11 protein-coding genes are annotated in these 11,337 nt (G+C 60.4%); 8 read left to right on the forward strand and 3 right to left on the reverse strand.

Annotation, left to right across the window (positions count from 1 at the left end; genetic code table 11):
• Positions 1-90: 90 nt before the first annotated feature.
• The 4 genes from AACS18_RS08685 to AACS18_RS08700 all read left to right on the forward strand — a co-directional run bounded on the left by AACS18_RS08685 (position 91) and on the right by AACS18_RS08700 (position 3,675).
• Positions 91-243, forward strand: a complete 153-nt coding sequence (locus tag AACS18_RS08685; protein ID WP_005339147.1) for a hypothetical protein — start codon at positions 91-93, stop codon at positions 241-243.
• Between the two features lie 390 nt (positions 244-633).
• Positions 634-2,352, forward strand: a complete 1,719-nt coding sequence (locus tag AACS18_RS08690) for an acetolactate synthase 3 large subunit (protein ID WP_005339146.1) — start codon at positions 634-636, stop codon at positions 2,350-2,352.
• A gap of 91 nt (positions 2,353-2,443) precedes the next feature.
• The gene (ilvN, locus tag AACS18_RS08695) at positions 2,444-2,938 is read left to right on the forward strand and encodes an acetolactate synthase small subunit (protein WP_005311605.1); all 495 of its coding nucleotides are present in this window, start codon (positions 2,444-2,446) and stop codon (positions 2,936-2,938) included.
• A 104-nt stretch (positions 2,939-3,042) separates the two neighbouring features.
• Complete coding sequence (locus tag AACS18_RS08700) at positions 3,043-3,675, forward strand: LysE family translocator (RefSeq protein ID WP_108614131.1); 633 nt, start codon at positions 3,043-3,045, stop codon at positions 3,673-3,675.
• 160 nt (positions 3,676-3,835) lie between these two features.
• Here the strand turns inward: AACS18_RS08700 and AACS18_RS08705 are convergent, their stop codons facing one another.
• The 3 genes from AACS18_RS08705 to dusB form a co-directional block, all read right to left on the reverse strand.
• The gene (locus AACS18_RS08705) at positions 3,836-4,717 is read right to left on the reverse strand and encodes a DMT family transporter (protein ID WP_108614132.1); all 882 of its coding nucleotides are present in this window, start codon (positions 4,715-4,717) and stop codon (positions 3,836-3,838) included.
• Positions 4,718-4,829: 112 nt separating this feature from the next.
• Entirely contained in the window at positions 4,830-5,126 is a 297-nt protein-coding gene (gene fis, locus AACS18_RS08710; protein ID WP_005309538.1) for a DNA-binding transcriptional regulator Fis, read from the reverse strand.
• Positions 5,127-5,152: 26 nt separating this feature from the next.
• Positions 5,153-6,118, reverse strand: coding sequence for a tRNA dihydrouridine synthase DusB (gene dusB, locus AACS18_RS08715; RefSeq protein WP_019445016.1), 966 nt, complete (start codon positions 6,116-6,118; stop codon positions 5,153-5,155).
• Between the two features lie 292 nt (positions 6,119-6,410).
• Here dusB and AACS18_RS08720 point away from each other — a divergent pair, with 292 nt between their 5' ends.
• The 4 genes from AACS18_RS08720 (at position 6,411) to AACS18_RS08735 (ending at position 11,236) form a co-directional block, all read left to right on the forward strand.
• Complete coding sequence (locus tag AACS18_RS08720; RefSeq protein WP_181363429.1) at positions 6,411-7,808, forward strand: TolC family protein; 1,398 nt, start codon at positions 6,411-6,413, stop codon at positions 7,806-7,808.
• Between the two features lie 73 nt (positions 7,809-7,881).
• The gene (locus AACS18_RS08725) at positions 7,882-8,886 is read left to right on the forward strand and encodes an HlyD family secretion protein (RefSeq protein ID WP_005349194.1); all 1,005 of its coding nucleotides are present in this window, start codon (positions 7,882-7,884) and stop codon (positions 8,884-8,886) included.
• Positions 8,886-10,040 carry an ABC transporter permease gene (locus AACS18_RS08730; RefSeq protein ID WP_108614134.1) on the forward strand — a complete coding sequence of 385 codons (1,155 nt, stop codon included), beginning with the start codon at positions 8,886-8,888 and terminating at the stop codon, positions 10,038-10,040. Before AACS18_RS08725 ends, AACS18_RS08730 begins: the two co-directional genes overlap by 1 nt.
• The gene (locus AACS18_RS08735) at positions 10,040-11,236 is read left to right on the forward strand and encodes an ABC transporter permease (protein ID WP_108614135.1); all 1,197 of its coding nucleotides are present in this window, start codon (positions 10,040-10,042) and stop codon (positions 11,234-11,236) included. Before AACS18_RS08730 ends, AACS18_RS08735 begins: the two co-directional genes overlap by 1 nt.
• The last annotated feature ends 101 nt before the right edge of the window (positions 11,237-11,337 follow it).

The following is an 11,337-nucleotide window of genomic DNA, read 5'->3' on the forward strand; positions in this document are numbered from 1 at the left end:
GGGGCGACTGTTTATCCAGTTGCTGGTTATCGCAAGTGAGCATTGTTGACTAGACTGAAAGGCGATCCCACCAAGGAGAGGACGGAGCAAATGCGCTTTACCAATGAAAACGGCGAAGTCATGAACCTGGCTGACAATCTCACCCTGCACGAGTTGCTCGATATGGGTGTCAGCATCTCGGTCAGTGAAGAGACCGATCCGGATCAGCAGATCTGGTTGGCGGAGCCGGATCAGGAGAACTGAGTCATCATTCGGCATCAAGCCCACCGCTGAGCGGTGGGCTTTTTTGTGGCTGTTTTTCCCCTCTGCGGAATGATCCGCTGGCCATTCCCCGACTTCCTTCCCTTTTGTCTCATGGTCGCTACGGCAAGTCATTGAATGTTAATAGCCGGTTGAAATGTATGACTGTTCTGGTCAGATAAAGCCGTGGACAAGCGTTATGAAGCGGGTTAAGTTGGTTTTTCACCCTATTTTCGGGTGAATGACGGAAAAATCCTTTTTTTCTACTGTCGACGGGGCTGAATTGGGCCGATCTGCATTCAGATAACAACAAGAAACGGATCGGGCCGTGCCGGGAAGCACGGCATCGTCGGCGGGATTCGCTAAACGGAGCAAAGCCTGGAGGGCTTTATCATGGAGATGTTATCAGGCGCCCAGATGGTGGTTAGAGCGCTGGAAGATCAGGGAGTTGAGCACGTCTTCGGCTACCCTGGTGGCTCAGTGCTCGACATCTATGACGCTCTCTTCGAAAACGGCAAGATGGAGCATGTCTTGGTGCGGCACGAGCAAGCCGCGGTTCACATGGCTGACGGTTACGCCCGTTCCACCGGCAAGGTGGGGACTGTGCTGGTAACGTCGGGCCCGGGAGCGACCAACTGCATTACCGGTATTGCCACTGCCTATATGGATTCCATTCCGCTGGTGATCCTCTCCGGCCAAGTGCCGACCAGCATGATCGGTGAGGATGCGTTCCAGGAGACCGACATGATCGGTATCTCCCGCCCGGTGGTGAAGCACAGCTTCCTGTGCAAGAAGGCGAGCGATATTCCCGAGGCCATCAAGAAGGCCTACTACATTGCCGCCAGCGGCCGCCCGGGGCCGGTGGTGGTGGATCTGCCCAAAGATGTGCAGAACCCGAAAGAAAAATTCCCCTACCAGTATCCCGAGACGGTCTCCCTGCGTTCCTACAACCCGACCAAGTCTGGCCATAAAGGGCAGATCAAGCGGGCAGCCAAGCTGCTGGTAGAAGCCCAGCGTCCGGTGATGTACGTAGGCGGTGGCGCCATCAACGCCAATGCGGACCATCTGGTGACCAAGCTGGCGGAGCTGCTGAATCTGCCGGTGACCACCACCCTGATGGGGCTGGGGGCTTTCTCCGGCGTCCATCCGCAATTTATCGGCATGCTGGGGATGCACGGCACCTTCGAAGCCAACAAAACCATGCACAACGCGGATCTCATCTTCGCCGTGGGAGCCCGCTTCGATGATCGCGTCACCAACAACGTGGCGAAGTTCTGCCCCAATGCGACCGTGGTTCATATCGATATCGACCCCACCTCCATCTCCAAGACGGTGCAGGCCCATGTGCCCATCGTCGGCTCGGTGGAAACCGTGCTGGAGCAGATGCTGGAAGTGATCCGCGAGTGTGGCTTCGATAACGACAAGGAGGCGCTGGCGGACTGGTGGAGCCAGATCAACCAGTGGCGCTCCCGTCACTGTCTGGCCTACGAAAAGTCGGCGACCCAGATCAAGCCGCAACAGGTGATCGAGACCCTCTACAAGGTGACTCAGGGTCAGGCGTTCGTCGCCTCCGACGTGGGCCAGCACCAAATGTTTGCTGCCCTCTACTACCCGTTTGCCAAGCCGCGCCAGTGGATCAACTCTGGTGGCCTCGGCACCATGGGCTTTGGTATTCCGGCCGCCATGGGGGCCCAGTTTGCCAACCCGGATGCGGTGGTTTGCTGCGTCACCGGCGACGGCTCGGTGCAGATGAACATTCAGGAGCTCTCGACCTGCATGCAGTACGGGGTGCCCATCAAGATCATCTCCATCAACAACCGTGCGCTTGGCATGGTCAAGCAGTGGCAGAAGATGTTCTACGGCGGTCGTCACAGCCACTCCTACATGGAGTCCCTGCCGGACTTCGTCAAACTGGCGGAAGCCTACGGCCACGTCGGCATCGCGGTGAGCGATCCGGCCGAGCTGGAGAGCGCCATGGAGAAGGCCTTCGCCATGAAGGATCGGCTGGTGTTTATGGATATCTCGGTTGACCCGGATGAGCATGTCTATCCGATGCAGATCAAGTTTGGTGCCATGGATGAGATGTGGCTGAGCAAGACGGAGAGAACCTGACGATGGAAAATATTATTTCGGTCGTGCTCAAGGAGCTCAAGTTTGGTTCCATCAAGGACGAGATGTGGCTGAGCAAGGCGGGGGAAATATCATGAGGCATATCATTTCGGTACTGCTGGAGAACGAATCCGGCGCCCTGAGCCGCGTGGTGGGCCTCTTCTCCCAGCGCGGCTACAACATCGAGACCCTGACGGTGGCGCCGACCGAGGATCCCACCCTGTCACGCATGACCATAGTCACCATGGGTGACGAGCGGGTGCTGGAGCAGATCCAGAAGCAGCTGCACAAGCTGGTGGATGTGCTCAAGGTGTGCGACCTGAGCGAAGGGGAGCATATCGAGCGGGAGATTGCGCTGGTCAAAGCGCGTGCCGCCGGTGGCGCCCGTGACGAGCTGAAACGGCTGGCGGATATCTTCCGTGGCCAGATCGTCGACGTCACCCCCGAGCAGTACACGGTACAGCTGGTGGGCACCAGCGAGAAGCTGGATGCCTTTATCAAAACTGCGGCCCAGACCAACGAGATCATCGAAGTGGTGCGCTCCGGCGTCTGCGGCATCTCGCGGGCAGACAAGGCGCTGCGGCCCTGATGGCTGGCGGGACAGCTGATGATGCGTCAGCTGCCGCAGAGTGAAAGGAAAGAGGGCTCTGCGGAGCCCTTTTTGTTTGGTTTTTCTTTACGATGGGAGGAGGGATGTTCGGTATTCATGATCTTGCACTGTTTATGGTCTCGGGGCTGCTGCTCAATATCATGCCGGGGCCGGACTCCCTGCTGGTCATGCTGCGCAGCGGTTCGCAAGGGTGGCGTGCCGGTTCGGTCGCGACCCTTGGCATCGGCACCGGTGTCATGGTGCATGTGTTGGCGGCGGCCCTCGGTCTGTCGGCCCTGCTCAGTGCCTCGGCCGAGCTGTTTGCCCTTATCAAGCTGGCTGGCGCCATCTACCTCATCTATCTGGGGTTCTCCCTGCTGCGCCAGCAGGTAACGGGTGCAATGGAGGGAGGGGCCACCCTGCCCGCCCTCTCCTATGGCCAGATTTACCGGCAGGGTGTGCTGACCAATGTGCTCAACCCCAAGGTCGCGCTCTTTTTCCTCGCCTTCGTGCCCCAGTTCATCGCACCGGATGCCCCCGACAAGGCGCTCGCCTTTATCCTGCTCGGCTGCATCTTCAATCTGGGCGGCATCATCTGGTGTCACTTGCTGGTCTTTACCACCGTCTATGCCAGCCACAGGGTACGGCTGTCACTGCGTCTCGGTCGCTGGCTCAACCGGGGCATCGGCACCCTGTTTGTCGGACTCGGGATCAGGCTCGCTCTTTCTAGCCGCTAACTGGCGGCCAGGAGACGTTCAAGAGGGGATCTGACGCACAGGGTCGAGCCGAGAACATGGCCCAAACAGCTCGCCGTGACAATGCAACAAAAGGGGGTTGCAACTGCAGGCCCCTTTTCGTTGGTTGTTTCATCCGCGCTGAGGTGTTTGCTGTGGGCATCTAGCGTGCCGGTTTCAGCATGTGACTGCGCAACAGCAGGGGAAGCTGGTAGAGCACCAGGGCGCCGAGCACCAATCCGGCTCCGGCCAGTTTGGCGCCGCCGAGGGGTTCGCTATAGAAGAGGGTGCTCAGGATCAGGGTCCAGACCGGTTCCAGCAGCATCATCAGGGCGGCGTGGGCGGTGGTCATCTTGCTCAATGCGTGGGTGAGCAGCCAGTAGCGCAATGTGGTGGCGATCAAGACGCTCGCCGCAAACCAGCCCCAGATGCCGTGGCTGACTCCAGCCTCGGGCCACTGTTCAGTCAGCAGGGAGAGCAGGGTGCCGAGCAGGCCGGTCATCGCCAGCTGGATGCAGGTGAGCCAGGTAGGGGCTATGGATTGGGCGAAGTGGCGATGGACGGCAAGCTGGATGCCGAGAGTGGTGGCCGCCGCCAGAAACCAGAACAGCGAAAGCGACACGCCCCAGTGGGTACTGCTGGAGAGCAGCAGCAAACCGGCAATGGCGATGGGCAGGGTGAGCCAGTAGTGGCGGCCGGGCTTGGCCCGAAAGGCTCCCCAGGCGGCCAGCGGGGCCATCAGGGTGGCGACGCTCATGATAAAGGCGCCACTGCCCAGCGCATCGCTCTGGCTGATGGCGGTGACCCACAGCAGCAGGCTGGCACTGAGCAATGTGCCGCAACCGGCGGCACGCACCAGTTGGGCGCGGGTCGGCGGCGGTTCACGCAGCCAGGCGAGGGGCAGTAACAGCAGGGCGGCCAGCAGAAAGCGGCTGCCGATAAAGGCGGCAGGGGGCAGTTCGCGGATCGCCTCTTTCGAGAAGAGCCAGCCAGCAGCGGCCAGCAGGGTGACCAGTACCATCAGCAGCAGGGGAGTGCGGTTCATCGGGGTCGCCATGGTGAAATGGAGGGGAGAGCATAAAGGAAAGGCGCCAGGTATTGCTACCTAGCGCCTTTCGCATCTGCCTTGAACCGCCGTCGCGGCTCGCGGCCAGCAATCAGTTCATGCCGTAACGCTTGAGCTTCTTGCGCAGGGTGCCACGGTTGATACCCATCATCACGGCAGCGCGAGTCTGGTTACCACGGGTGTACTGCATGATCACGTCCAGCATCGGCGCTTCGACTTCGGAGAGAACCATATCGTACAGATCAATCACTTCCTGACCGTTCAACTGGGCCAGGTAGTTACGCAGGGCCTGTTGCACAGAGTCACGCAGGGGGCGCTGGGTCGGCTCGGCAGCGTGATTGTGAGTAGTTGTTACCAATGCATCAGAAGTCAGGGTTTGTTCGAACATATTCGGTCGGCTCTTTAGTTATCTTGTTAACCTAATCCATCGAAATACGCTTCGAGTGCCTCAAGTTGCGCGTCTGCGCAATCCAGGGCATTGAAGTGCTTACGGAATTCTCGGCCCGTCTCTTCTTCATCCAGATACCAGCCCACGTGTTTACGGGCTATGCGCGCTCCCAGATATGCACCATAAAACCGGTGCAGGTTGGTTACATGCTCGTTCATCAGGGTGCGAACCTCTTCCCTCTCGGGAGGCGGCAGCTTGGTGCCCGTCTCAAGAAAATGACGGATTTCCCGGAAAATCCAGGGTCGTCCTTGCGCAGCTCGGCCGATCATCACGGCGTCAACACCGGTATAGTCGAGGACATACCGGGCTTTCTCCGGGCTGTTGATGTCACCATTGGCGACAACAGGAATCGATACGGCCTGCTTAATCGCCCTGATCGTGTCGTACTCCGCTTCGCCCTTGTAGAGGCAGGCACGGGTACGACCATGCACGGCGAGGGCCGCGATACCGCAATCTTCGGCGATTCGGGCGATCTCCACGCCATTGCGGTTATCCGGATCCCATCCTGTGCGGATCTTCAAGGTGACAGGCACCTCCACTGCATCAACCACGGCCCGGCAAATTGCTTTGACCTGATCGGGGGCTCGCAGCAGGGCAGAACCTGCCAACTTCTTATTCACTTTTTTTGCCGGACATCCCATGTTGATGTCGACGATCTGTGCGCCCTGCTCCACGTTGTAGCGGGCAGCAAACGCCATCATCTCGGGGTCGGCTCCGGCAATCTGGACCGATCGCAATCCGCCTTCTGCAGAGTGATCCATCCTCATCCGGGTTTTCTGGGTATCCCAGACATCCGGGTTGGCCAGCAGCATCTCGGAAACGGCCATGCCAGCCCCCAATCGCAAACAAAGTTCACGGAATGGTCGGTCAGTTACACCGGCCATGGGAGCCACAATCAAGGGAGTTTCAAGCGTGTGGGGACCTATCTGCATTCCACGGTTACCATCGGCTTAGGGCGGCGTATATTACGCATTTTTTAGGCAGGAGAAAAGGTTAGTATTTGAGCGTCAGCCATTTTTTTCTGAAAAAAACGTCGTGCCAAGGCTTGCAAATTCTGGAGTTATTGAAAAACGGCCAGATTGCCGGAGACTGATCGCTGTACCATTCGGGTCGGACGCCTGCATAATTGTCAGTCCACTTGCAGGCCCGCTTTGCGTTATGATAGCGGGCTTAAGTCGAGCAAATGCTCCAAACATTTATGCAACAAAAGCGGATTGGGGATCTATGACGTCAAGGTTCATTAAATCACTCTGGCCGTGTCTGCTGGGGGCCGTGCTGGGGTCGGCGCAGGCGCAAACCATCAGTTTCGGCGAAGCCTGGACCCGGGTCATCCAGCAGGATGAAGGGCTGGCTGCCGAACAGGCCGGGGTCGATCGGGCCAAGCAGCTGCGCGAGGCGGCCAAGGACATGTATCTGCCCAAGGTGGATCTGGGGGCCAGCTATACCCATCTTGATCAGCCGATTGAACTTGATGCTCTCGATCTCAATCCGCTGGCCAAGCAGAAAGATCTGATCCTGGCGCTCGGCAGCCTGTTCGGGGTCGGGGCCAACGCATTTGTCACCCCCCTGACCAAACAGAATGTGGTGACCAGCTCGGTCAAGATGCTCTGGCCGCTGTTTGTCGGTGGTCGCATCGATGCGGCGCAGGATATCCGCCAGGCGCAGGTGAGCGAGGCACAGCAGCTGCTGGTGCTCAAGCAGCAATCCACTTTTGAGAGCCTCTCCCAGACCTATTTCGGCGTGGTGCTGGCTGCTCAGGTGGTGCAGACCAAGCAGGAGATCGAAGAGGGGCTGGCCCACCATCTGGATCACGCCAAGAAGCTCGAAGCGCAGGGCCAGATCGCCAGGGTGGAGCGCCTCTCCGCCCAGTCGGCCTATGATCGGGCCCGCATCGATACCCAGAAGGCGCGCCGCAGCCTCGAGATCGCCGAGCTGGCCCTCGGCCGCATGCTGAAGTTGCCAGATGCCCAGCCGGGCAGCGGCCTGTTCGTCAACAAGGAGCTGCCGCGCCTCGAGGGGTTGGTGAGCCAGACCCTGGAGGTGCACCCCGGTCTCAAGTTGCTCACTGCCAAGAAGGAGCAGGCCAAGGGGCTGATACGGGTCGAGCAGGGCAAATATGCCCCCGAAGTATTCCTGTTCGGCAACTACAACCTCTATGAAGATGATTCGCTCGCCTCCAAGACTGCGCCGGACTGGCTGGTGGGAGTGGGTGTCAGCATGCCGCTGGTAAGCCGTGATGGCCGCTCCGAGACAGTGCAGGCGGCCAAGAGTGCTGAGCTGCAGGTCAATTTGCTGCAAGCCAAGACTCGCCAGGATCTGGAGCTGTTGGTAGAGAAGACCTGGCGCGAAGCGGCGCAGGGGCTGGAGGAGTATCAATCTCTCTCGTCTACCCAGGCGCTGGCCGAGGAGAACGTACTGCTGCGTGACAAGGCCTTCGGGCAGGGGCTCTCTACCTCCCTTGATGTGGTGGATGCCCAAAACCAGCTGGCAGGAGTCAAGACCCAACGTGCGGCGGCGGCTTATCAATATGTGGTGTCGCTGGCCCGCCTGCTGGCCCTCTCTGGCCAGATGAACAGTTTTAATCAATATCAGCATGGTCAAGTGATCGAGGTGAACTCATGATCCCGCCCCTGTCTGTTTCTTTTTTCATGTCTGTTTCGACCGCCAAGGGTCGCCCGTTTGTCGAGGTGAAGTGATGAGCCATCCCCCCATCAAAAAGAAGATGAGCCAGGGTAAACCGCTGTTGTTGCCGCTGGCGCTGGTGATCCTGGTGGTCTGGCTCGGCTGGCGCTTCTGGCTCGCCTATCAGCCGGAGCCGGTGCATCTGCAAGGGCAGATTGAAGCGCAGCAGTACTCGGTCTCCTCCAAGGTGCCGGGGCGCATCGACGAGGTGCTGGTGAAAAAGGGCGATCAGCTGACCAAGGATCAACTGGTCTTTACCCTGGCGAGCCCCGAGATTGAAGCCAAGCTGAGCCAGGCCAAGGCGGGTGAAGCGGCTGCGGGTGCGTTGGCGCAAGAGGCGGAGAAAGGGGCCCGTGCCCAACAGATCGCCGCTGCCAAGGATCAGTGGCAAAAAGCCAAGGCTGCCGCCCAGCTGCGTGGCAAGACCTATGAGCGGGTTGCCAGCCTGCACCGCGACGGCGTAATGCCGCTGCAAAAACGCGATGAGGCCTGGACTGCCTGGCAAGCCGCACGCTACAGCGAAGGGATGGCGTGGCAACAGTACCAGATGGCGTTGGAAGGGGCGCGGGAAGAGACCAAGATCGCCGCTCGCGAGAAGGCCAAGATGGCGGCGGGTTCCGTGGCCGAGGTTGAGGCCTATCTGGCTGATACCCGCATCACCAGCCCCCACAATGGTGAAGTGAGTCAGGTACTGCTGCGCAGCGGCGAGCTGGCGCCACAAGGTTTCCCGGTGGTGACCCTGCTTGATATGAGCGATGCCTGGGCCCAGTTCCACGTTCGCGAGGATCTGCTGCCCCGTTTCCCGGTCGGTACCGAGTTTGATGCCCGCATCCCGGGCCTTGGCGACCAGACCGTGCGCTTCAAGGTGACCCATGTGGCCGTGATGGGGGATTTCGCCACCTGGCGTGCCACCGATACCCGTCAGGGTTTCGATATGAAGAGCTTCCAGGTGGAGGCTCGCCCGCTGCAACCGGTTGAGGGGCTGCGGGTTGGCATGAGTGTGCTGGTTGAACTCTGATGGGACGTGAATTTCGGCTGCTGTGGCAGGATCCGTTCAGCCGTGCCCTGATGAGCTGGGTGCCGCTGCTGCTGATGGGGATCCTCTGCTGGATCTTCTCGGCAGGGCTGGCTCGCGACCTCAAGGTTGGGCTGGTGGATCTCGACCACAGCGTGCTCTCGCGCCAGCTCGCCTTCTCGCTGGATGGCTCGGCCGGGCTCAAGGTGGCGCAACAGTTTGACTCCATCGATGCCGGTGCCCACGCCCTGCGCGGCGGCGACATCTATGCGCTGGTGGTGATCCCCAACCATCTGGAGCGGGATGCCCGTCAGGGCTCCCAGCCGCAGGTGACTGTGTTCAACAACGGCCAGTTCATCCTGATCGCCAAGCTGGTTAACTCAGCGCTGGCGCAGGTGGTAGGCACCCTTAACGGTCAGGTCGGCGTGCTGGAGGCGATGGCCGATGGCAAGGCGCTGCCCGGCGCGCTCGGGCAGTCGGTGCCTATCAGCAGTCAGGTGACCGCGCTCTATAACCTCAACTCCAGCTATGCCCAATTTCTGCTGAGCGCCATTCTGCCCGCGGTGTGGCAGATCCTGGTGGTGCTGTTTGGCCTCAATGCACTGGCCCGTAATGATCGGCTGGGGCTGGACTGGACCACTCGCGGGGTCTGGTTTGGCCTGTGGCGCACCCTGCTGCCCCACGTGCTGATTGGCTGGGGTTGGGGGATAGTCTGGACGCTGCTGCTGTTCAAGGGCTTCTCCTACCCCATGCACGGCAGCTGGCTGGTGCTGGTGGTGGGTCTGGGGCTCGCCTCGGCCGCCTGCGTTACCATGGGGGCCTTCTTTTACGGCATCATTCGGGATCCGGCCCGCGCCCTGTCGCTGGCGGGGGCTTACACGGCGCCCGGTTTTGCCTTTATGGGGGTCACCTTTCCGGTGAGCGCCATGGGGGATTTCGCCCGCTTCTGGCGCAGCCTGTTGCCGGTCTCCCACTATGTCGAGCTGCAGATTGGTCAGAGCAACTACGGTCTGCCCCTCTCATCGGCGCTGCCGCAACTGGGGGCGCTGCTGCTGTTCCTGCTCCCCCTGCTGCTGGTGGTACGACGTTACAAGCAGCAGGCCGAGCTGGCCGGTCAATCAGCCGCAGTGGCGAGCGCCGAAAAGGAGCCTGAGTGATGCTGGGATTTGTCGATCTGTTGCGCCTCGAACTGCGCACCCTGCTGGCGGATCGCGCCATCATGCTGACCCTGTTTGGCGGGGTGATCTTCTACTCGTTTCTCTATCCCCAGCCCTATCTGCATCAGCTGCCGCGGGAAGAGGCGGTAGTGGTGGTCAACGACGATGGCAGTCAGCTGTCCCGTCAGCTGGAGTTTATGGCCGATGCCACGCCGCAGGTGAAGCTGGTGGCGCGGGCCAATTCACTGGATGAAGCGCGGCAGCTGATGATGGCCGGGAAGGCGAGCGGGATCCTGCATATCCCCAACCACTTCTATCGGGATCTGATGCTGGGCCAGAGCGTCACCCTGAGCTATGCCGGTGATGCCTCCTACTTTCTGGTCTACGGTACCATTGCCGAGGGATTGGCGCAGGCTGGCGGCACTCTCGCCGCGCAGGTGAAGGTGGCGCGGCTGTTGAGCCACGGCGAGGCACTGCCACAAGCGGCCATGGGCTGGAATGCGGTGGCCCTCAACGTGGTGCCGGTGTTCAACCCCACCATGGGCTACGTCAACTACGTGGTGCCGGCGGTGTTCGTGCTGATCCTCCATCAGGTGTTGCTGATGGGGGCGGGGATCCTGGGGGCGACCCAGAACCAGCGCAGTTGCCGCGGCGAGCATGGTTACTGGCAAAGCGCGCCGGTGTTGCCGCTGCTGCTGGCCAGAACCCTGGTGCTGGCGGGGTTGTTTCTGTTACCGGTGAGCTACTTCCTCGGCTTCTGCTTCGATCACTACAATATCGCTCGTCATGCAGACCCTGTGCAGCTATGGCTGTTCGCCCTGCCATTCCTGCTGGCGACCTGCTGGTTCGGTATTGTGCTGGGGGCGATCTTTACCCGGCGGGATCTGCCGACTCAGGTGGTGTTGATCTCCTCCCTGCCGCTGGTCTTTCTGGCGGGCTTTATCTGGCCGCTCGAGCTGATCCCGGCGCCCCTCAACTGGCTGGCTCAGTGGGTGCCCACTATCCCCGCCATCGAGGGTTTTCTGCGGCTTAACCAGATGGGGGCCGACTTCGCGCAGGTTTCCCGCTACTGGTGGCAACTATGGGGTCTGGCGCTGCTCTACGGCGTGCTGGCCTGCCTGCTGCTGCGTTGGCGGCAGCAGTCACTGCCGGTGGCCAGTCAGCCGGTCGTACAGAGTGAGACGACCGCCGGTTAAGCGGGATGGTGCAAGCGCCCGTGAGATAGCGTGTGCGGTAAAGTGAAAACGGTCAGCCCTTGTGCTGACCGTTTTGTTATGTGGTGGGGTTAAGCGGTTTA

The organism is Aeromonas sp. HMWF015 (assembly GCF_963878965.1).
Lineage (GTDB): Bacteria > Pseudomonadota > Gammaproteobacteria > Enterobacterales > Aeromonadaceae > Aeromonas > Aeromonas veronii.

Coding starts and splice junctions, on each gene's coding strand:
- AACS18_RS08730 (WP_108614134.1), top strand. CDS start 8,886: ATGGGACGTGAATTTCGGCTGCTGTGGCAGGATCCGTTCAGCCGTGCC.
- AACS18_RS08725 (WP_005349194.1), top strand. CDS start 7,882: ATGAGCCATCCCCCCATCAAAAAGAAGATGAGCCAGGGTAAACCGCTG.
- AACS18_RS08735 (WP_108614135.1), top strand. CDS start 10,040: ATGCTGGGATTTGTCGATCTGTTGCGCCTCGAACTGCGCACCCTGCTG.
- AACS18_RS08705 (WP_108614132.1), bottom strand. CDS start 4,717: ATGAACCGCACTCCCCTGCTGCTGATGGTACTGGTCACCCTGCTGGCC.
- dusB (WP_019445016.1), bottom strand. CDS start 6,118: ATGCAGATAGGTCCCCACACGCTTGAAACTCCCTTGATTGTGGCTCCC.
- AACS18_RS08690 (WP_005339146.1), top strand. CDS start 634: ATGGAGATGTTATCAGGCGCCCAGATGGTGGTTAGAGCGCTGGAAGAT.
- AACS18_RS08720 (WP_181363429.1), top strand. CDS start 6,411: ATGACGTCAAGGTTCATTAAATCACTCTGGCCGTGTCTGCTGGGGGCC.
- fis (WP_005309538.1), bottom strand. CDS start 5,126: ATGTTCGAACAAACCCTGACTTCTGATGCATTGGTAACAACTACTCAC.
- AACS18_RS08700 (WP_108614131.1), top strand. CDS start 3,043: ATGTTCGGTATTCATGATCTTGCACTGTTTATGGTCTCGGGGCTGCTG.
- AACS18_RS08685 (WP_005339147.1), top strand. CDS start 91: ATGCGCTTTACCAATGAAAACGGCGAAGTCATGAACCTGGCTGACAAT.
- ilvN (WP_005311605.1), top strand. CDS start 2,444: ATGAGGCATATCATTTCGGTACTGCTGGAGAACGAATCCGGCGCCCTG.